The following is an 18,082-nucleotide window of genomic DNA, read 5'->3' as shown; positions in this document are numbered from 1 at the left end:
CCTCGCGGTCGCGGTGTCCGCGTGTGCGGGGGAGGGGGAGGGTCGAGCGTGCCGACGATGAAGCCACAGGATTTGCCGCCTGGGATGGGCCCACGCGGAAAGAAGACAGACAAGCCAACGCCAACGGGGAAGGGGTTCAAGTTCGGCTCACCGTTGGGCTACATCCTGTTGCTCGTCCTGGGCTTCTTGCTGTTCCGCAACGTCTTCCAGGACGCGGGCGTGCGGCGTGTGAGCTACAGCCAGTTCCGCGACGGGGTGGAAGCCGGGAACTTCAGCCGGGTCCAGATTTCGAACGAGTGGGTGAAGGGCTTCCTCAAGGACACGGCGCAGCCGCCTCCTCCTTCAGACGGGGAGCGCCCGCTGCGCGGCGAGCCGAGCGCCCTGCCGTGGATGGCCTACCGCGTCGAGGGTGACGAGGGGCTGGTGCCGCTGCTGGAGCAGAAGGGCATCCAGTTCGAGGCCGTGCCGCAGTCCGGGCTGGGTGACGCGCTGTGGATATGGCTGTTGCCCCTGGGCATCTTCTTCCTCTTCTGGAGCTTCATGATGCGCCGGGTGGCCGGTGGCATGGGCCAGGGCCCGCAGAGCGTCATGAGCTTCGGGAAGACCCGCGCCAAGGTGCAGGCCGAGGCGGACACCGGCGTGGGCTTCAACGACGTGGCCGGCGTGGACGAGGCGGTCGACGAGCTGCGTGAAATCGTCGAGTTCCTCAAGACGCCCGAGAAGTTCCGCCGCCTGGGCGGGCGCATCCCCAAGGGGGTGCTGCTGGTGGGCCCTCCGGGGACGGGCAAGACGTTGCTGGCGCGGGCCGTGGCCGGTGAAGCGGGCGTTCCCTTCTTCAGCCTGTCGGGCTCCGAGTTCGTGGAGATGTTCGTCGGCGTGGGCGCCGCGCGAGTCCGCGACTTGTTCGCCCAGGCCACGGCGAAGGCGCCGTGCATCATCTTCATCGACGAGCTGGATGCCATTGGCAAGAGCCGCAACTCGGGCGTGGCCGGTGGACATGACGAGCGTGAGCAGACGCTCAACCAGCTGCTCGCGGAGATGGACGGCTTCGACAGCCGGGCGGGCCTCATCATCCTGGCGGCCACCAACCGTCCGGAGATCCTCGACAGCGCGCTGATGCGTCCGGGGCGCTTCGACCGGCAGGTGCTGGTGGACCGGCCGGACAAGCGGGGCCGTGAGCGGGTGCTGGAGATTCACGCCAAGGGCGTGAAGCTGGGCCCGGACGTGGACCTCAAGGCCATTGCCTCGCGCACCCCGGGCTTCGCGGGCGCGGACCTGGCCAACGTGGTGAACGAGGCCGCGCTCCTGGCCGCGCGCCGCAACCGCGACGCGGTGATGCGGGCGGACTTCGAGGAGGCCATCGAGCGGGTCGTCGCCGGTCTGGAGAAGAAGAACCGCCGGATGAACGAGCGCGAGAAGGAGATCGTCGCGCACCACGAGGCGGGCCACGCGGTGGTGGGGTGGATGATGCCTCACGCGGAGCGGGTGACGAAGGTGTCCATCATCCCGCGCGGCCTGGCGGCGCTGGGCTACACCATGTCGCTGCCGCTGGAGGACCGCTACCTCATGTCGCTGGACGAGCTGCGCGACAAGATGGCGGGGATGATGGGCGGCCGGGCCGCGGAGGAGATCTTCATCGGGGAAATCTCCACCGGCGCGTCCAACGACATCCGCCAGGCCACGGAGATGGCCCGGATGATGGTGCGGGACTACGGCATGAGCACGCTGGGCCCGGTGGCGCTGAGCGCGGACCATGGCCCGGGCTTCCTCCGCTCGGCGGGCGTGCCGGAGACGCGCAGCTACTCCGAGCAGACGGCGCGGATGATTGACGAGGAGGTGCGCAAGCTCGTCAGTGAAGCGCTCGACAGGGCCCGGCAGGTGCTGACCACCCACAAGGACAGGGTCCAGGCGTTGGCGGCCCGGCTCCTGGCCGTGGAGGTGGTGGAGGAGGACACCATGGTGACGATCCTGGGTCCCAAGGTGTTCGCGCAGCGCGGCCTGCTGCACCCGGAGGCGCGTCAGGTCATCTCCGCGCACCCGGTGGACGTCGGGAGCAGTGACGACCAGACGCCGCCCACGCAGCACTCGGACGCGCTCGACTCTTGAGCCTCCGGCTGGCTGGGCGCCTGCCCTCCAGCCGACCCGAAGCCCACCGCCACCGCGACGTCCTGCGGTGGCCGGTGGGCGAAATTATCTTCAAGGAGAAAGGAGGCGTCGCCGTGGAGAACAGGATCGGCAAGAGCTACATGGCCCGCAAGGCCCTCTTCGCGAAGGGGCTCAAGGAGGGACGGCTCACGGTTCAGGAGATTGAGGAGGCCCTGCCGGCGGGAACCCTGACGGCGGCGGAGCGGTGGCTCCTCTACTACTCGCTGCGGGCCGCCCAGGTGGAAATCGTCGACGAGGTGACGGGGCAGGTGGACCACGGCTTCATGGCCGAGTCCCCCGCCGCGCCGCAGGAGCACTAGCTCGCTCCCGCGTTGACAGGGGCCGTCTCGCGGTTAGGTTCCGGGCAGCAGCGCACCCACCATCGCCTCAGGTTCGACATGGCCGGCAACACCCGCACCGACGCAGCCCCCGACGCCCCCCAGCAGCCTCCCTCCTCCAACGGAGAGGGGCCTGCTTCAGCCGCCGAGGAGTCCTCCGCCCAGCAGCAGGCCCCGGAGGAGCACGCGGCTCCCGGTCAGGACGCGGAGCGGGAGCGGCTGGTGGCGGAGCTGGAGACGCTTCGCAAGAAGTTCGACACCGCCGTCCGCGCGGTGCAGGCCGCGGAGAAGGACCGCGAGGAGTTCAAGCAGCGCGTGACGCGGGAGCGTGAGCGCATGCTGGACGTGGAGCGCGGCAACGTGGCCGTCACGCTGCTGGAGGCCATTGACGAGCTGGACCGGTGCCTGTCCGCCAGCGCCCAGGACACCTCGCCGCTGGCCGAGGGCGTCCGGATGATCCGTGACGTGCTCCTGCGCAAGGCGCAGGAGACGGGCATCGAGCGCTTCAACGTCGTGGGGCAGACCTTCGACCCCAACCTCTCCGAGGCGGCGGACATGGAGATCACCGCCTCGCCGGACGAGGACCAGCGCATCGTCGCCGAGCTGCGCGCGGGCTACCGGCTGAAGGAGCGCGTCATCCGTCCGGCCCGGGTGAAGGTGGCGAAGTACATCGCCCCCGCCCAGGCCTGACGCCGCCGTCCAGGGCGCCCCCCGTCACGGGAAGGGGGCGCCGGGCCAGGTTGTTGAGTCCGCTCGACCCTGGTCCGCCGTGTAAGCTGCCTCTCCGTGCTCTCCCGATTCTTCTCCCTGTCTTTGGTGCTGGCGCTCGCCCCGGTCGCGGCGGACGCCGAGGGTCCTCTCGACGCGTGGCTTCCCGCGCGGGCCCGGGAGCATGCCGCGTGGTTCACCGCGCAGGCCGCGAATGTGGAAGGCCAGGCGGGCGGCCTGGGCCTGTGGCGCGAGCGCGCCGAGGCAGATCCGGGCATCCCCGACTTCGTGCCCCCGTCCTCGCTGGCGCCGTTGATCCGCGCGGTGGAGGCGGGCGTCGTCAACATCACCACCGTGGGGCCCCGGGCCGGGGGCCTGGAGGGGATGAAGAAGTCCACCGGCTCCGGCTTCGTGTTGACGCCCGACGGGCTCGTCGTCACGAACAACCACGTGGTGGCCAGCGCGCAGCAGATCGCCGTGCGCCTGGCGGATGGCCGCGAGTTCGCCGCCTCGGTGGTGGGCCGTGACGCCTCCACGGACGTGGCGCTGCTGCGCCTCAGCGGCGTGGACCTGGGCGAGCTGCCCGCCGTCTACCTGGGGGACTCGGACCGGATGGCCGTGGGCGACTGGGTGGTGGCCATTGGCAACCCCTTCGGCCTGGACCACTCCGTGTCGCACGGGATGATCTCCGCCAAGGAGCGCGTGCTGGGCGTGGGCCAGTTCGACGACTTCATCCAGACGGACGCGCTCATCAACCCCGGCAACTCCGGCGGGCCGCTCTTCAACATGAAGGGCGAGGTGGTGGGGGTGAACACCGCCATCATCAGCCAGGGCCAGGGCATTGGCTTCGCCGTCCCCAGCAACCTGGTGAAGGAGCTGCTGCCCAACCTCCGGGAGAACGGCAAGCTGGAGCGCGGGTGGCTGGGCGTCGTCATCAATGAGGACGGGAGCAGCGGTGGGGGTGAGCGCCGGGCCCCGCTGGTGAAGGACGTCTACCAGGGCAGCCCCGCCGCGTCCGCTGGCATCCGCCCGGGCGACAGGCTGGTGGCGGTGAACGGGCGGCCCATCGGCTCCTACCTGCAGCTCCTGCGCAAGGTGGCGCTGCTGGCGCCGGGCACCGAGGCGCGCCTGTCGCTGACGCGTGGCACCCAGACGCAGGAGGTGACGGTGCGGCTGGTGGCGCGCCCCGCCCAGGAGGCCACCGAGGGGCTCATCCAGCGGACGGCCAGCGAGGCGGAGCTGGGGCTGGTGCTTCGCGACCTCACGCCGGAGGTGGCCGCGCCCCTGGGGGAGACGGCCTGGTCCGGGGTGCTGGTATCGGGTGTCACCCCGCGCGGCCCGGCGGACTCGGCCGGCCTGCGGGCGGGGGACGTGGTGACGGAGGTGAACCGCCGCCGGGTGAAGGACGCGGCCGGGGTGCGCGCGGCGCTGGGGAAGGGGAGCGCCGGCGCCAGCATCCTCCTGCGGGTGAAGCGGGGCGAGGCGCTCCAGTACATCGCCATCGCCCGGTGAGGGGACGCCCGGCTAGCGCTTCTTGGCGTCCTTGCCGTTGAGCCACAGGCCCATGGCCTGGCCGCTGCGGCCCTCGGTGAGGAAGATGGCCTCGATGCGCGCCGTCACGCCGTGGCTCTTCCCGCCGCCCTTCTTGGGCAGGCTCCACACGCTCTGCGGGGTGAAGACAATCTGCGCCCGCACCGAGCGCGTGGAGAACAGGCGGTTGAACATCTGCAGGTTCCACCCCGCAGGCATGTTCCCCGTGACGGTGAGGTAGGGGAGGATGGGGTTGCCGCTCCCGTCCGTCTTCTTGGGCGCGCCGTGGGTGAGCGCCGAGCCTCCGCTGGGGAAGAACGGGGTGATGTTGATGCTGTACTCCCCCGTGCTCAGCGAATAGGGCCCCGGGGAGAGCATGGTGGCGTCGTCCTCGGTGACGATCATGTACAGCCGCTTGCCCTGGTACTTCTTCCGGAACGCCGCCGCGTTGGCCTTGCACTGCGAGTCCACGAAGGGGCCGTCGCAGGCGCCCACGTACTTGTCCAGGAAGGTCCCCAGCCCGCCCAGCGGCTCGGCTTCGTCACGCAGCCTGGCGAAGCGAGGGTCCGCGTCCGCCAGGGCAAGCGCGGGCACGAGGAGGAGGGCGGCGGCGAGGAGGATGCGATTCACGGGCGGGGTCTCCGGGAAACAGGGGGTCAGCCCGCAATCGTGCCATTTCGGAAAGCGTCCGGCACCCGTTACATGGGTGTGCAAGGGTGGATGTAGGTGAAGAAGTTGCCTACATCTGGCTACCGTGTAGGTTGCGCCTGTCACCACCTGTTCCGGGAGCTACCCCCATGTTCGAGCGTCCTCACGAGCGCCGTTCCCACCTGCGTTTCGACAAGGCCTTCACCGTCTACCTCACCACCCAGGATGGGATGCTTCGGGGGGTGGGCCGCAACATCAGCGCGCGGGGCATGTTCGTGGAGGTCCGGGACCAGGTGGGCCTGGGGGAGAAGCTGAAGGTGACGTTCGCCGGCGAGGACGGGACGGAGATGACGTGCCTGTGCGAGGTCCGCTACCAGGTGGCCCTGGCCTTCGGGCGCAAGGACGGGCGCGAGGGCAGCAGCCGCGGCGTGGGGCTGCGCATCGTGGCGTATGAGACGCAGGACGACGCGCCCCTGCTCCTGGTGGACCGCGAGCGGGTGATGCACTGACGTCGTCCCGGGGCCCGGAACAAACGAAAGGGCACGGCCTCCTGGAGGAGGACCGTGCCCTTCGTGTTTCCAGCGGTGGGCGGCGTGCCCGGGGCCGCGGCTACTGCGAGAAGCCCTCGAGGAGGTAGTGGGCCTCGATGCGCTTGAGCGCGAGAATCATCGCGGCGCAGCGGGTGTCCACCGTCTCACCGATGCAGTACTGGCGGCTGTCGTGCATCTCCGTCTTTCGCGGCTGGTTGCGGGAGATGTCGCGGATGATGCGGTAGTTGCGCTTCATGGCGCGCTCGAGCCGCTGGTCGACCTCGGCCTCGGTCCAGCGCTCCATGCGCTTGTTCTGGATCCACTCGTAGTAGCTCACCGTCACGCCGCCGGCGTTGGCGATGATGTCCGGGATGAGCTCGATGCCGCGCTTCTCCAGGATGCGGTCGGCCTCCGGGGTGGTGGGGCCGTTGGCGCCCTCGGCCACCAGCTTGACGCGCAGGCGCTCCGCCACCTCGGCGGTGATTTCGCCGCCCAGGGCCGCGGGGACCAGGATGTCCGCCTGGACGTCCCAGAGGTCCTTCTTGTCGATGCGCTGGGCGCCCGGGAAGCCGAGCACGCTGTGCTTGAGGTTCTTCGCGTCCTGCACGTAGGCGGAGAGCGCGCTCACGTCGATGCCGTCGCCATTGAAGATGGTGCCGTCGGCGTCGTTCACCGCGAGCAGGCGGGCGCCCATCTGCGACAGGATGTTGGCGGCGTGGCTGCCCACGTTGCCGAAGCCCTGGAGGATGAACGTCTTGCCCTTCACGGACTCGCCGCGGTCGGCGTAGTAGTCCTCGATGCAGAAGGCGACGCCCTGGCCCGTGGCCTTGTTGCGGCCCTCGGAGCCACCGATGCGCACGTCCTTGCCGGTGACGATGCCGCGCAGGTTGTGGCGCTCGCGCTCACCGTCCGAGTACTGGCGGTAGAGCAGGGCCATGATGCCGGGGTTGGTGCCCACGTCCGGCGCCGGGATGTCGATGTCCGGGCCAATCATGCTCTTGAGCCGGTACATGAAGCGCAGGGTGATGGCCTCGATCTCCTCGCGGCCGTACTCGCGCGGGTCAATCTGGATGCCGCCCTTGCCGCCGCCGAAGGGGACCTCGGCGATGGCCGTCTTCCAGGTCATCTCCGCGGCCAGGGCCTTGAAGAGGTCCAGGGACACCTCGCGGTGGTAGCGCAGGCCGCCCTTGTAGGGGCCGCGCGCCTGGTTGTGCTGCACGCGGTAGGCCTTGAAGCGCTGCGACTCACCGGGGACCAACTGGTACACCTTGCCGTCGGGCAGGCGCAGGTGGCCCTGGCGGATGTCCACGTCCGAGCCCAGCAGGGCGCGGCCGTTGAGGATGATGTTGCCGTTGGCCAGCAGCTCCAGGCCTTCCTTGTTGCGCACCTGCGTCTCGGGCAGGTTGGAGAAGGTCCGCGCCTTCTCCTCGGAGAGCGGGACGAGGCGGTCCTTCAGCTTCGCCGTGACGTAGAAGATGTGCTCGTAGTCCGGCTCCTCCAGCTCGAGGCGGACGCGCTTGTCCAGCGCGATGAGGTCCGCGGCACGATGGAAGATCTCCATCGCCTCGGTGTAGACGGTGCGCTTGGGCGTAGGAGCCGGGGCACGCATGAAATTCTCTTCGCTGGCCATGACGGAAGATGCTCCTTGTCGCGTCGCCGCTCGTGGGCGAGGCACGTGGGGGTAGCGGCGCCCTTATGTGCATAGGCGCTCCGAGAGTTCAACCGCGCCAAGCACCCCCCGCGCCTCAGAATCTGGAAAGATAACGGGCACTTATCGCAACGCGATGTGTCAGCGGCGACAGACGCGGTGTGTCATCCGTGTCAGGGTGGTCAACCGTGGAGATGGTTGGAAAACCAACGATGCGGGCGCGCGGAAACGGGTCGGGGAGGCGGGGAGGGTGCGCTCCTGCCTTCATTTCTGCTTGCCGGACATGAGCCGCCATGGTACTCCCCGCGCACCTGTCGCGCCGACATAGCTCAGCGGTAGAGCAACTGATTCGTAATCAGTAGGTCCCCAGTTCAAGCCTGGGTGTCGGCTCCAAGAAGAAAGAAGGGCTGGTTGCTTCAAGCAACCAGCCCTTTTTGTTTTCCGCGGCGGGCAACTCGGGGCCGCGACAATTTCAGCGGCCCTGCTTCCTCACCGGAACTCATCCACGATGTAGACGCCTGCTCGGGGCGAATCGGTGATGGCTGTCCCTGGCTTGGACTCCGGGTGCTTTCGGAGCTGCCCGAACCCAGGGTGGCGAGCAGGGCGGCCAAGGCAAGGAACGGGACGTCCGTGCCATCCGTCAGGGTCACGACCAACGGAATGCCCTCATCGCGGTCGAGATCCCGGATGGACTCCAGGATGATCTTGTTGCGGGCCACCGTGAGTGGTTCGAGCCGACCTTCCCAGCCGATCATCTTCGTCTTGCTCGGGTTGACGGGCTGCTCGAAGCGCAACGTCGTGATGACCTGCCCTTTCACGTAGACGGAGTGGGTCCCGTTCGCCGGATGCTCGGAGAGCAGGATGGACCGCCGAGCGTGGTCGGCGGCCTGCGCACCCAACGTCGCTAGCGCTACGAATGTCAGGATAGATCTTGTGGATTGGGTAGGTCTCATAGAGCAGACAACCTCCAAGAGCGTGGTGGGGCAAGTCACTCTTCGCTCGTTGTTGCCTGAAAGGCAGTGCAACCTGCGAGGTATGGAGCTTTGGTTGGAACGCGTGTAGTGGGAGCTGTCGCGCGAACTCCGCTGAAGTCGTCAGACTCCAAAGTCAGGCTGCAGCGCGTCCTGATTCCCAGCGGCGCCTTCGGGGGATGCCATGAGATGGGTTGCAGTCGTGTCGTTGCTGCTTCTTTCGGCGGGGTGCGCGACCACCCGCGTTGTCCATATTGACGTCGGGAATGGGCAGCAGGTCGTCCACGAGTCGGTGGATGTTGACCCGGTTCTGGTGAGTGAGGACGAGTTCAAGTCCGCCCTCACGCGCCTCATCCTGGACCTGCGGATGGACGTTGCGTTCTGAGAGGCTGATGAGAGGGATGAGCGCGGGTGGTCTCGGTCCAAATCGCTTCTGGCGTCTTCCCAAGGCATCGTCGATTCAGGTTCGGGCAGTTCGCTGGAGACCCTGTACTCGCGCATCTGCCCCGACGCGGACGATTGCTTGACCCTGGTGGGTGGGACGGGGCTGACGTTCTCCCGGAAGGACCGGACGCTGATGGCGCTATCCTTCGCGCTCGACACCGTATGGGAGAGCGTCGAGGTCGAGGTCGGCAAGGTGCTGAACCCGGTGGCGCTGAAGGCCATGGTGACATCGGCCGCGCTGACGCTGCTCCTCACGCTGGCGTTGCCCGAGCCTGTCACCAAGGTCATCGCCGTGGCCTTGACGGCGGCGATGGTGGCCTACCTGGGCGTGGTGCCCGTCTGGGAGATTGGGCGCGGATTCGTCCGGTTGTGGGATGATGCGGGGACGGCGATGAGCGTCATCGAGCTACGCTGAATGTTGCCCTGGCGCCCGGGGCCGCTGCCGCCTTGGCGATGTATTCGGACGGGCGGTATCCGGGCGACGCCGAAGGGCCGGTCCATCACATCTGCACGAACAAGAACACCCTTGCTGACGCTACCGGAGGGCCTTGGACGCCGAGGTGCGAGGTGGTCTTCAAGAAGGCCGGAATGACTCTTGAGGACGCTGCAAACAAGGTGCGGCTCAATGGGCACGATGGGCCTCATCCTGAATTTTATCACAATGAGGTGCTGCTGCGACTCAATCGTTCTGTTGCACGCTGCCGAACGACGGAGAGCTGCCGGGCCAGTTTGATGAAGGAACTCGCGAAGATTGCAGATGAGTTGCTCACACCGGGCTCAGAATTGGGCAGCTTCATCGTGAAGTAGGAGGGTAGGGTGGAACGGAACTTCTATTGGGTGAGACTTGGTGATGTGCCGCAGTGGCTTCTTGAGACGCCGATACGGGATTCTGGTGAGGCGTTTGACGAGCCTTGGATGTTCGCGGATGGGCGCGTCCCTCCAGACTCTGGACCCATCAAGGCCCAGATCTCACATCCCGGGAAGAAGCGCGCGTTCGTGTTCGCAGGAGTAGAGGGAACTCCCATCGTCAGCGAAGCACTCGCGAACGTTTTCAGGACGCTGGCTCCCGACGATGTTCAGCTCTTTCCGGTGTCGATTGAGAGAGAGTCCGAGCAGTACTTCGTCGTCAATGCAATCAAGGTAGTTGATGCCATTGACGAGGCACGGTGCCGGGAGGTGCATCACTATGACGAACCGTCCCCTGATTACCCAGGCGAGTACAACTGGATCTACGGACTGCGAATCGACCCCTCGAAGACTGAAGGCGCGCATGTCTTTCGGCTGAAGAAGTTCAAGACCGCGTTCATCGTCTCAGAGGAAGTCAAGGACACGCACGAACGGGTCGGCAACCTGGGCGTGTCGTTCGAGCGCGTGACAGAGGCTCCCGACCTCCATTGACGGTCGGTCGTGTTCCTTCGGCGAGCGTGCGTGAAGGGCCCTGCCGCTCCCCCGTCGAACCGCGATGAGGGCTCGTGGTCAGTGGTGCGCGGGCAGGGGCGCCTCGGCGGCTTCGGGCGCCTCGGCGGCGCGCACCTCGACGCGCGGCAGCCGCACCAGCTCCATCGTGGCGGACGCCAGGTCGATGCCCTCCTCGCGGAAGCGCGTGAGTACGCGCCGGGAGATGGCGTCCTTCACCTCGCGCACGCCGTATGTCTTCACGAGGAAGCGCACGCTCAGCTCTACCCAATTGTCCGTGAGCCGCAGGTAGACGCGGGGCTCCAACTCGCTGGCATGAATGAGGAAACGCTCGCGCAGGTGGGCCAGCTCCCGGTGGCCCTCCTCGATGATGCCGGCGGTGGCCTCGCGCACGGCCGCCAGCACGGTGGCCTCGGCGCGCTGCAGGTCCGTGTCGTACCGCAGTGGGAGCCGGAGCTCCTCCCAGAGGAAGTTGAAGCTGCGCGTATAGTTGTACGTGGGCTGCTTGAAGACCTCCGCGTTGGTGATGGTGACGACGCGCCCGGTGTACTGGCGCGCGGACACCCAGTGGTGCGGGTCGGGATTCAGCAGCGCGGGCACACCCATCTCCATCACCGTCGTCTTGAGCAGGCCAATGTCCAACACGTCTCCACGCACGTCTCCAACCTGGATGCGGTCGCCCAGATCGAACGTCTTTCCGAAGACGATGACGAAGTAGCCCGCTACGGACAGCACCGCGTTCTGCGAGGCGAAGGCGAGCCCGCCAGCCAGCAGACCCAGGAACGTCGCCAGGCGGTTGGGGTTGTCGAACCAGATGGACAGGAGCAGCAGCGTCCCCACCGCGCCGAACGCGAGCCGGATGCCCTTGCGCGCCCAGATGGAGCGGCGAGACACACCCGTCCCCAGCCCCACCACCACCGTCAGCAGCGCGCGCACACCCAGCACCACCGCGAGCACGGTCAGCGACAGCACCACCTTGTGCAGCGTCTCTGCGTTGAGGCCGAGGACGCGGACACCGAACAGCTCCATGCCCACAAGCTGTGTTGGCCTCCAGGGCGCCACAAGGACGCAGGCGTCACGCGGCGGACAACCAGACAGGCGCAGGCCCGGCGCCTGGAGGAACTCGGGCCCGAGGTGAGCGGGGCGAACGCACCTGGACGACGAGGACCGTGCGCTGCCCGACAGCGCTTCCGCACGGGCGCGGACGGCGCGGATGGTTCACTGTTCTCGAGCCGCCACACGAACGCTCGACGAAGCGCGGCGCACTTCGCGGAGGCGCCGTTCCGTCTACCTCCCAGGCTTGAACTGGAGGCAGACCATGGCTTCGGACGACAACACCCCCCCTTCCCGCCGTCAAATCGTCGGAGGGCTGGCCACTGGCGTTGCAGCGGCGCTCGCCACGCCAGCGTTGGCCCAGGACGGAGGGACGGCACCCGCCGTCGCGGCGCCGCTCCAGAACCCTGTCACGCTGTACCCGAAGCCTCCGTTTGCGAAGCAGTCGCAGCCCTGGCCGGGGCTGTCGAGCAAGATGCAGCCCCGGCCGGACCATGGCGAGAAGCGCTACAAGGGCGCTGGCCGCCTCGCGGGCCGCAGGGCGCTCATCACCGGCGGAGACTCCGGCATCGGCCGCGCCGCCGCCATCGCCTACGCGCGCGAGGGCGCAGACGTGGCCATCAACTACCTCCCCGCGGAGGAGCCCGACGCGCAGGAGGTGGTGGCGCTCATCAAGGCCGCGGGCCGCAAGGCGGTGACGCTGCCCGGCGACCTCCGGAGCGAGGCCTTCTGCGAGAAGCTCATCGCCGACGCCGTGAGCCGGCTCGGGGGGCTCGACATCCTCGTCAACAACGCCGCCCGGCAGCAGAGCCACGACTCCATCCTGGACATCACCACCGAGCAGCTCGACTGGACCTTGAAGACGAACCTCTACGCGATGTTCTGGATCACCAAGGCGGCCGTGCCGCACCTCAAGCCCGGGGCGACCATCATCAACACCACCTCCGTCGTCTCGTATGACCCGCCGGAGAACCTGCTCGACTACGCGATGACGAAGGCCGGCATCACGAACTTCACCCAGTGCCTGGCCAAGCAGTTGGCGAAGCAGGGCATCCGGGTGAACGGCGTGGCGCCGGGGCCATTCTGGACGCCGCTCCAGGTGACTGGCGGGCAGACGCAGCAGAACCTCGTCACGTTTGGCCAGAACACGCCCATGGGCCGCCCCGGCCAGCCCGCGGAGCTCGCGAGCATCTTTGTGGAGCTGGCGAGCCCGGGGACCAGCTACTCCACCGGGCAGATCTTCGGCGCCACTGGCGGGCGTGGCGGACCCTGAGCCGCCCTACGACGGGCGGCGGGCTGCGTCCCCGTCGTCGTGGCGCGCCTGCCTGGGCCGAGGCAGCGTCTCCGGGGGCGCGTCCTGCCGGCGAATCACGGACATGGAGCCGTCGGTCTCCAGCACGACGGCCTCCACCGCCCCGAGCCGGGCCACGCCCTGGTCGCGCAGCACGGAGAGCACCTCCTCCTCCACCACCCGGGCCCGGCGCATGGCCTGGGGAAGGAAGCGGCCCTGGCGCACGAGCATGACCGGCTCGGACTTCACCAGCGTGTTGAAGGCGGGCCACCTTCCCGACGTCCAGGTGACCAGGAACTGGAGGCCGATGAGCACGGCGAAGGCGAGCAGGCCCTCGGTCAGGGCCACGTCCTTGGACAGCAGCACCGTGGCCAGCGTCGAGCCCAGCGCCACCGTCACCACCAGGTCGAAGGCGTTGAGCTTGGAGAGGGTCCTAGGACCGGAGAGGCGCAGCATCAGCACGAGGGCCACATAGGCCGCCGCGCCCACGAACAACACCCGGGCCAGGTCATGCCAACTGTCGAAGAACATCGTCCTCCTCCTGGAGTCCTGCGTGACGTCAGTGGGCATTGCGCGTCGTGGAGGCGCCGCCCCCCAGCCCCAACGCTTCCCGGTTCTTGAAGAAGATGAAGACGCCCATCACGACGAGGAAGCCGGAGAAGGCTGTCTTGAGCGTCGCCTGGGAGACGAAGTGGGACGCCCAGGTGCCCAGCAGGATGCCCACCACGGCGATGGCCGTGAAGATGCCCAGGGAGACCCAGGGCACCTCGACGTGGCCGAGGTAGCCGGCGAAGCCCACGAGGGAGTTGAGGGCGATGACGAGCAGGCTGGTGCCCACCGCCTGCTTCATGGGCAGGCCCACCAGCAGCACCAGCGCCGGGACGATGAGGAAGCCGCCGCCCACGCCGACCAGTCCGGTGAGGCCCCCCACCCCGAGCGCGGCCAGCGCCATGAGGGGGAAGGACGCCTTCCGGGGCTCGGGCGCCTGCGCGGTGTCCTTCCGGCCGTTGCGGAACATGAAGATCGCGGAGACGAGCATCACCGTGGCGAAGAGCAGGAGCTGCGTCGTCCCGGAGATGAGCGCGGACAGGCGCGCCCCGGCGTAGGTGCCCGCCATGGCCACCGCCCCGAAGACGAGGGCCGCCTTCCACTGGACGTTGCCCTTGCGCCAGTGGCTCGCCGCGCCGAAGAGGCTGGTGACGCCCACCACGGCGAGCCCCATGGCGATGGACTCCTTGGCCCCGTAGCCCAGGACGTACACGAGGATGGGGACGGTGATGATGGAGCCGCCGCCGCCGAGCAGGCCGAGCGACAGGCCCATGAGCGCCGCGAGGGAGAAGCCGAGGAGGGGCATGGTGTCTGTCCTGTCGCGCCGCGCGCTCAGCCCTGGGGCCGGGGCGCGGGCGGCTCACGCACGGCGAGCATCCCGCCCGCCAGGTTGAAGAGGTGTTTGAAGCCGCCACGGGCGAGCAGCTCCGCCGCCTGCGCGGAGCGCCCGCCCGAGCGGCAGATGAGCAGCAGCGGCGCCTCGCGCGGCCACGCGGCGGCGGCGGCCTCGAGCGTGCCCAGGGGGACGAGCTCGGCGCCGGGCAGGTGGCCCAGGGGGCCCGTGTACTCGTCCGGCTCGCGCACGTCGATGCGCCGCACCTCGGGGCCAAGCGTGTCGAGTCGCGAGGGCGCGATGTTCTGATAGGGGCGGGGTGTCATGGTCGGGACTCCTGCGAAGAGGTCAGAAAGCTCAGGCGCCCTGGGGTGAGGGCGCCGTGTGTCCGCAGGCGCGGTTGGCCGGGACGGCGGCGTCAATCAGCCTGGGCTTGGGCAGGTTGAGGTTCTCCATGATGTGGATGAACTCCTCCTGGCTCTTGCCGGCCACGCGGGGGTTGTGCCGCTTCTCCTCGGCGATGCTCGTCACCGTGCGGCCCTTGTAGTCGTGGCCGGGGTAGACGAGCGTCTCGTCGGGGAGGGCGAAGAGGACGCGCGTGAGGCTGTCGTAGAGCTGGCGCGCGTCCCCGTTCTGGAAGTCGGTGCGGCCGTTGCCGCGCACGAGCAGGGCATCTCCGGTGAAGACGCGGTCGCCGAGCAGGTAGCTGAGGCTGTCATCCGTGTGCCCTGGGGTGGCGAGCACCTGGAAGACGAGCTGACCGACGCGCACCTCGTCCCCGTGACGGACCTGGACGTTGGCGCAGCTGGCGCCGTTCACGCTCCCCACCACCGTGGCCTGCGTGCGCTCCCGCAGCGCGCCCGACGCGGTGACGTGGTCGGCGTGGACGTGGGTGTCGAAGACGTGGGTGAGGGTGAGGTCCAGCTCGGCCACCAGCTGCAGGTCGCGGTCGGCCTGCTCCAGCACGGGGTCGATGAGGACGGCCTGGCGCGTGGCCTCGTCGCCGATGAGGTAGGTGTACGTCGAGGACTCGGAATCGAAAAGCTGCCGGAAAATCATGTCGAAGCCTCCTGTCCATGAGAGCCCGGGGCGTGGAAGAAGGATTCAGGCCCTCCTGCTGAATCCTTTCCTGGGACCCTGGCTCTCACGCGACATGACTTCCTCCCTCCTCCTTCCTCTCCTCGGCGGGGCCCTCATCGGGCTGAGCGCCTCCCTGCTGCTCCTGGCCAACGGCCGGGTCGCCGGCATCAGCGGCGTGGTGGGCTCGTTGCTGGCCCCCGTGCGCGGTGACATCTCCTGGCGCGTGCTCTTCTTCGCCGGGCTGCTCGCCGGGGGCCTGCTGCTCGCCTGGCTGCGGCCCGGCTCCTTCCCTGTGCCCTCGGCCCCAAGCGCGGGCGGCGTCTGGCTGCTGGCGGGGGCCGGACTGCTGGTGGGGTTCGGCTCGCGGCTGGGCAACGGCTGCACCAGCGGGCACGGCGTCTGCGGCATCAGCCGGGGCTCGGTCCGCTCCATCTCCGCCACGCTCACCTTCATGGCCACGGGCGTCCTCACCGTCTTCCTGGTCCGCCACGTCCTCTAGAGAAAGCCCCCCATGCGTCCCTCCCTCAGTGCGTTTCTCAGTGGCCTCATCTTCGCCCTCGGACTGGGCCTCGCGGGCATGACGGACCCGGCCAACGTCCTCGGCTTCCTCGACATCACGGGCGACTGGGACTACCGGCTCGCGTTCGTGATGGGAGGCGCCATCGCCGTTCACGCGGCGCTGCGGCCCCTCATCCAGCAGCGCGCGCGGCCCCTGTTCGCCGCCAGGTTCCCCGCGTTCGCCGCCAGCAAGCCGGACGCGAAGCTCCTCGTGGGCTCGGCCCTCTTCGGCGTGGGCTGGGGGCTGGGCGGCTACTGCCCTGGTCCCGCGCTCACCGCCCTGGCGACCGGGGCCGTCCCGTTGCTCGTCTTCGTGCCCGCCATGTTCGCCGGCTTCTACCTCGCGCAGGTGCTGCAGGCGCGGAGCGGCCAGGGCGCACCGCGTCCAGGCGCCCCGAGCGTGGGCGCCGCGCCCGCGCCGTAGCCCCGGTGCCGCCATGAAGAAGCAAGGGCGCTCCGCCTCTCAGAGCGCCCTCGGCCTTCACCGGGAACCTTTCACCCGCCCCACCGTGTCCTCATGCCTGTGAGCGCCCGCGCCTTCATTGAACGTGCCCTGGAGCACCTGCCCGCCCTGAGACGGGTGGGGCGCAGGCTGACAGGCAGCGTCGCGGAGGCGGATGACCTGGTGCAGGAGACGCTGGCGCGTGCCCTGGAGCAGCGCGGCGCGCTGAGAGAGCCCGCGCGCCTCAAGGCCTGGCTGCTCGCCGTGCAGCGCACCGTGTACCTCAACTCCCGCCGGGGCCTGCGGCCTCACCTGGAGGTGCTGGAGGGCGGGCTGGGCAGGGCGCGGCCACCGGAGCCCTCCGCGGACCTGGAAGAGGAGCTGCACGCCCGCACCCTGAGCGCGGGGATGCAGGCGGCGCTCGAATCCCTGGCGCCGGAGTGGCGCGACACGTTGTGGCTGCGGGAAGTCGAAGAGCTGAGCTACGAGGAGATTTCCCACGTGCAGGGCTGCCCGGTGGGCACCGTGCGCTCGCGGCTGGCGAGGGCGCGGCTGGCGATGCTCGACTTCCTCGAGAAGGAGAAGGCCCATGGAAGCCTGTAGCCCCCAGTGGCAGGAGCGTCTCTCCGCGTGGTTCGACGGTGAGGTCCAGGCCCATGAGCACCAGGCGGTGGAGCATCACCTGGCCCGCTGCGCCGGCTGTGCCCGGGAGGCGGCCCGCTACGCCTCGCTGCGGCAGGCGCTGAAGGCGGAGGGCGCCGCGGAGGCGCGAGTGTCGCCCGCGCTGGAAGAGCGTGTCACCCGGCTGGCGCCACGTCCCCGGCCGTCCTTTCCCAGGCGGAGGCTGGCGGCGGGCCTGGCCGCGGCGCTGACGTCGGTGGGCGTGCTCTGGACGTCCTGGCCCAGCGGCCTGGGCATGAACGAGGCGCTGGCGATGGACCTCGAGCGGCACCACCTCAAGGCCTTCTCCCGGGTGACGCCCTGCGAGTTCGAGTCCTCGGACCCGGCCGAAGTGAAGGCGTGGGTGGAGCGGGAGGTGGGCTATGCGGTGGAGGTGCCGGTGGTGCCCGGGGCGACGTTGCTGGGCGCCCGTCGCTGCCGGCTGCACGGGAAGCTCTCCGCCTCGCTGCTGTACCGGCACGAGGGCGGCAAGGCGATGACGCTCTTCCTTCCACTGCCGGGCTCGGACGCGGCGCGGGAGGCGGCCCGCTTCGCGGGTGATGGGCCTCGGTGCACGCAGGGGCCCGTGGGTGAGCGCATCTGCGTGGCGCCTCGTGGGGGCGCGCTGGCCGTCTCCGAGCTGGAGCCCGCGGTGCTCCTGGCCGCGCTGGCCCGCCTCGCTCCCTGAGGTGCCCGGGCAGCGGTCGGGGCGCCGGGCGGGGGAGGGCGCTGAATCCTTTGGCCGCCGCCACGGCTCTCACCGGGCTGCACGCACTTTCCGGGGGCCCTCTGGCCTCCGGTGCTGAATGGAGCCGCGCCATGAAGGTCGTTCTCGTCGTCACCGTCGCCGCGTTCGTGGGTCTCCTCTTCATCGCCTGCGCGCGCCCGCGGTCAGGTGACGCCGCCGTGGGGGCCGAGGCCCGCCGACGGGTGGAGGCGGGCGCCACGCTGGTGGATGTCCGCACGCCCGAGGAGTACGCCGCCGGGCACCTGCCGGGCGCGGTGAACATCCCCGTGGGAGCGCTGGCGGAGCGGCTCGGTGAGCTCGGCTCGCCGGGGACGCCCCTGGTCGTCTACTGCCGCAGTGGCGCGCGCAGCGCGCGCGCCGAACGCTTGTTGAAGGCGCAGGGGTTCCAGGACGTCTTCGACCTCGGGCCCATGTCGGCGTGGCCGTGACGCGCGAGGCGGTGGAGGCGCGCCGCCGTCCGGGAACTCCGCGCGGCCCGCCTCGTGTCTCCT

The 18,082-nt window shown here is 69.2% G+C and carries 19 protein-coding genes, 1 tRNA gene and 2 pseudogenes; 14 read left to right on the top strand and 8 right to left on the bottom strand.

Annotated elements, in window-relative coordinates; all coding sequences use genetic code 11:
• Positions 1-84 precede the first annotated feature (84 nt).
• The 4 genes from ftsH (at position 85) to HV826_RS00980 (ending at position 4,703) form a co-directional block, all read left to right on the top strand.
• Complete coding sequence (ftsH, locus tag HV826_RS00995; protein WP_176415123.1) at positions 85-2,106, top strand: ATP-dependent zinc metalloprotease FtsH; 2,022 nt, start codon at positions 85-87, stop codon at positions 2,104-2,106.
• 113 nt (positions 2,107-2,219) lie between these two features.
• The gene (locus HV826_RS00990; protein ID WP_176415122.1) at positions 2,220-2,465 is read left to right on the top strand and encodes an RNA polymerase sigma factor region1.1 domain-containing protein; all 246 of its coding nucleotides are present in this window, start codon (positions 2,220-2,222) and stop codon (positions 2,463-2,465) included.
• A 78-nt stretch (positions 2,466-2,543) separates the two neighbouring features.
• Positions 2,544-3,173 (top strand): nucleotide exchange factor GrpE, encoded by a 630-nt coding sequence (locus tag HV826_RS00985; protein ID WP_176415121.1) that lies wholly within the window; start codon positions 2,544-2,546, stop codon positions 3,171-3,173.
• Positions 3,174-3,269: 96 nt separating this feature from the next.
• Entirely contained in the window at positions 3,270-4,703 is a 1,434-nt protein-coding gene (locus HV826_RS00980; protein ID WP_176415120.1) for a trypsin-like peptidase domain-containing protein, read from the top strand.
• A gap of 12 nt (positions 4,704-4,715) precedes the next feature.
• Here the strand turns inward: HV826_RS00980 and HV826_RS00975 are convergent, their stop codons facing one another.
• Positions 4,716-5,351, bottom strand: coding sequence for a DUF6066 family protein (locus HV826_RS00975; RefSeq protein ID WP_176415119.1), 636 nt, complete (start codon positions 5,349-5,351; stop codon positions 4,716-4,718).
• Between the two features lie 167 nt (positions 5,352-5,518).
• Here HV826_RS00975 and HV826_RS00970 point away from each other — a divergent pair, with 167 nt between their 5' ends.
• Positions 5,519-5,878, top strand: a complete 360-nt coding sequence (locus HV826_RS00970; protein ID WP_176412092.1) for a PilZ domain-containing protein — start codon at positions 5,519-5,521, stop codon at positions 5,876-5,878.
• 100 nt (positions 5,879-5,978) lie between these two features.
• On the opposite strand, the gene HV826_RS00965 is transcribed toward HV826_RS00970, so the two are convergent.
• Positions 5,979-7,529: a Glu/Leu/Phe/Val dehydrogenase gene (locus tag HV826_RS00965; protein WP_176415118.1), complete on the bottom strand. Its 1,551-nt coding sequence runs from the start codon at positions 7,527-7,529 to the stop codon at positions 5,979-5,981.
• Between the two features lie 336 nt (positions 7,530-7,865).
• Between HV826_RS00965 and HV826_RS00960 the strand changes: the two genes are divergently transcribed.
• A tRNA-Thr gene (locus HV826_RS00960) sits at positions 7,866-7,940 on the top strand.
• Between the two features lie 221 nt (positions 7,941-8,161).
• Here the strand turns inward: HV826_RS00960 and HV826_RS00955 are convergent.
• Positions 8,162-8,500, bottom strand: a pseudogene (locus HV826_RS00955) (DUF2381 family protein); the annotation flags it as partial.
• A gap of 202 nt (positions 8,501-8,702) precedes the next feature.
• On the opposite strand from HV826_RS00955, the pseudogene HV826_RS00950 reads away from it, so the two are divergent.
• Positions 8,703-9,769, top strand: a pseudogene (locus HV826_RS00950) (AHH domain-containing protein).
• 9 nt (positions 9,770-9,778) lie between these two features.
• The gene (locus HV826_RS00945; RefSeq protein ID WP_368670808.1) at positions 9,779-10,360 is read left to right on the top strand and encodes an imm11 family protein; all 582 of its coding nucleotides are present in this window, start codon (positions 9,779-9,781) and stop codon (positions 10,358-10,360) included.
• Positions 10,361-10,438: 78 nt separating this feature from the next.
• Here HV826_RS00945 and HV826_RS00940 read toward each other — a convergent pair whose 3' ends face one another.
• On the bottom strand, positions 10,439-11,407 hold the full coding sequence (locus HV826_RS00940) for a mechanosensitive ion channel family protein (protein WP_176415117.1): 969 nt from the start codon (positions 11,405-11,407) through the stop codon (positions 10,439-10,441).
• Positions 11,408-11,696: 289 nt separating this feature from the next.
• Here HV826_RS00940 and HV826_RS00935 point away from each other — a divergent pair, with 289 nt between their 5' ends.
• Positions 11,697-12,704, top strand: coding sequence for an SDR family oxidoreductase (locus tag HV826_RS00935; RefSeq protein ID WP_176415116.1), 1,008 nt, complete (start codon positions 11,697-11,699; stop codon positions 12,702-12,704).
• Positions 12,705-12,710: 6 nt separating this feature from the next.
• Here the strand turns inward: HV826_RS00935 and HV826_RS00930 are convergent, their stop codons facing one another.
• Genes HV826_RS00930 through HV826_RS00915 form a run of 4 tightly spaced genes read right to left on the bottom strand, consistent with a single transcriptional unit; the run spans position 12,711 to position 15,162 of the window.
• Entirely contained in the window at positions 12,711-13,253 is a 543-nt protein-coding gene (locus tag HV826_RS00930; protein ID WP_176415115.1) for a DUF421 domain-containing protein, read from the bottom strand.
• 28 nt (positions 13,254-13,281) lie between these two features.
• Positions 13,282-14,076 carry a sulfite exporter TauE/SafE family protein gene (locus HV826_RS00925; protein ID WP_176415114.1) on the bottom strand — a complete coding sequence of 265 codons (795 nt, stop codon included), beginning with the start codon at positions 14,074-14,076 and terminating at the stop codon, positions 13,282-13,284.
• A 26-nt stretch (positions 14,077-14,102) separates the two neighbouring features.
• Positions 14,103-14,429, bottom strand: a complete 327-nt coding sequence (locus HV826_RS00920; RefSeq protein ID WP_176415113.1) for a rhodanese-like domain-containing protein — start codon at positions 14,427-14,429, stop codon at positions 14,103-14,105.
• A 31-nt stretch (positions 14,430-14,460) separates the two neighbouring features.
• Complete coding sequence (locus tag HV826_RS00915; protein ID WP_176415112.1) at positions 14,461-15,162, bottom strand: MBL fold metallo-hydrolase; 702 nt, start codon at positions 15,160-15,162, stop codon at positions 14,461-14,463.
• Positions 15,163-15,256: 94 nt separating this feature from the next.
• Between HV826_RS00915 and HV826_RS00910 the strand changes: the two genes are divergently transcribed.
• The 5 genes from HV826_RS00910 to HV826_RS00890 all read left to right on the top strand — a co-directional run bounded on the left by HV826_RS00910 (position 15,257) and on the right by HV826_RS00890 (position 18,019).
• The gene (locus tag HV826_RS00910) at positions 15,257-15,682 is read left to right on the top strand and encodes a YeeE/YedE family protein (protein ID WP_176415111.1); all 426 of its coding nucleotides are present in this window, start codon (positions 15,257-15,259) and stop codon (positions 15,680-15,682) included.
• A 12-nt stretch (positions 15,683-15,694) separates the two neighbouring features.
• On the top strand, positions 15,695-16,165 hold the full coding sequence (locus HV826_RS00905; RefSeq protein ID WP_176415110.1) for a DUF6691 family protein: 471 nt from the start codon (positions 15,695-15,697) through the stop codon (positions 16,163-16,165).
• 93 nt (positions 16,166-16,258) lie between these two features.
• Positions 16,259-16,786 (top strand): RNA polymerase sigma factor, encoded by a 528-nt coding sequence (locus HV826_RS00900; protein WP_176415109.1) that lies wholly within the window; start codon positions 16,259-16,261, stop codon positions 16,784-16,786.
• Positions 16,773-17,531 carry an anti-sigma factor gene (locus tag HV826_RS00895; RefSeq protein ID WP_176415108.1) on the top strand — a complete coding sequence of 253 codons (759 nt, stop codon included), beginning with the start codon at positions 16,773-16,775 and terminating at the stop codon, positions 17,529-17,531. The genes HV826_RS00900 and HV826_RS00895 overlap by 14 nt, the downstream gene beginning before the upstream one ends.
• 131 nt (positions 17,532-17,662) lie before the next feature.
• Positions 17,663-18,019, top strand: coding sequence for a rhodanese-like domain-containing protein (locus HV826_RS00890; protein ID WP_176415107.1), 357 nt, complete (start codon positions 17,663-17,665; stop codon positions 18,017-18,019).
• The last annotated feature ends 63 nt before the right edge of the window (positions 18,020-18,082 follow it).

The organism is Myxococcus sp. AM010 (genome assembly GCF_013372585.1).
GTDB lineage: Bacteria > Myxococcota > Myxococcia > Myxococcales > Myxococcaceae > Myxococcus > Myxococcus vastator.
This window is presented reverse-complemented; position numbering and strand designations above follow the sequence as displayed.

Excerpts from the sequence above, each read along its gene's own strand:
- HV826_RS00970 (WP_176412092.1), top strand. The coding sequence starts at position 5,519 with ATGTTCGAGCGTCCTCACGAGCGCCGTTCCCACCTGCGTTTCGACAAG.
- HV826_RS00935 (WP_176415116.1), top strand. The coding sequence starts at position 11,697 with ATGGCTTCGGACGACAACACCCCCCCTTCCCGCCGTCAAATCGTCGGA.
- HV826_RS00940 (WP_176415117.1), bottom strand. The coding sequence starts at position 11,407 with ATGGAGCTGTTCGGTGTCCGCGTCCTCGGCCTCAACGCAGAGACGCTG.
- HV826_RS00925 (WP_176415114.1), bottom strand. The coding sequence starts at position 14,076 with ATGCCCCTCCTCGGCTTCTCCCTCGCGGCGCTCATGGGCCTGTCGCTC.
- HV826_RS00905 (WP_176415110.1), top strand. The coding sequence starts at position 15,695 with ATGCGTCCCTCCCTCAGTGCGTTTCTCAGTGGCCTCATCTTCGCCCTC.
- HV826_RS00920 (WP_176415113.1), bottom strand. The coding sequence starts at position 14,429 with ATGACACCCCGCCCCTATCAGAACATCGCGCCCTCGCGACTCGACACG.
- HV826_RS00890 (WP_176415107.1), top strand. The coding sequence starts at position 17,663 with ATGAAGGTCGTTCTCGTCGTCACCGTCGCCGCGTTCGTGGGTCTCCTC.
- HV826_RS00910 (WP_176415111.1), top strand. The coding sequence starts at position 15,257 with ATGACTTCCTCCCTCCTCCTTCCTCTCCTCGGCGGGGCCCTCATCGGG.
- HV826_RS00985 (WP_176415121.1), top strand. The coding sequence starts at position 2,544 with ATGGCCGGCAACACCCGCACCGACGCAGCCCCCGACGCCCCCCAGCAG.
- HV826_RS00930 (WP_176415115.1), bottom strand. The coding sequence starts at position 13,253 with ATGTTCTTCGACAGTTGGCATGACCTGGCCCGGGTGTTGTTCGTGGGC.
- HV826_RS00900 (WP_176415109.1), top strand. The coding sequence starts at position 16,259 with ATGCCTGTGAGCGCCCGCGCCTTCATTGAACGTGCCCTGGAGCACCTG.
- HV826_RS00965 (WP_176415118.1), bottom strand. The coding sequence starts at position 7,529 with ATGGCCAGCGAAGAGAATTTCATGCGTGCCCCGGCTCCTACGCCCAAG.
- HV826_RS00915 (WP_176415112.1), bottom strand. The coding sequence starts at position 15,162 with ATGATTTTCCGGCAGCTTTTCGATTCCGAGTCCTCGACGTACACCTAC.
- ftsH (WP_176415123.1), top strand. The coding sequence starts at position 85 with ATGGGCCCACGCGGAAAGAAGACAGACAAGCCAACGCCAACGGGGAAG.
- HV826_RS00895 (WP_176415108.1), top strand. The coding sequence starts at position 16,773 with ATGGAAGCCTGTAGCCCCCAGTGGCAGGAGCGTCTCTCCGCGTGGTTC.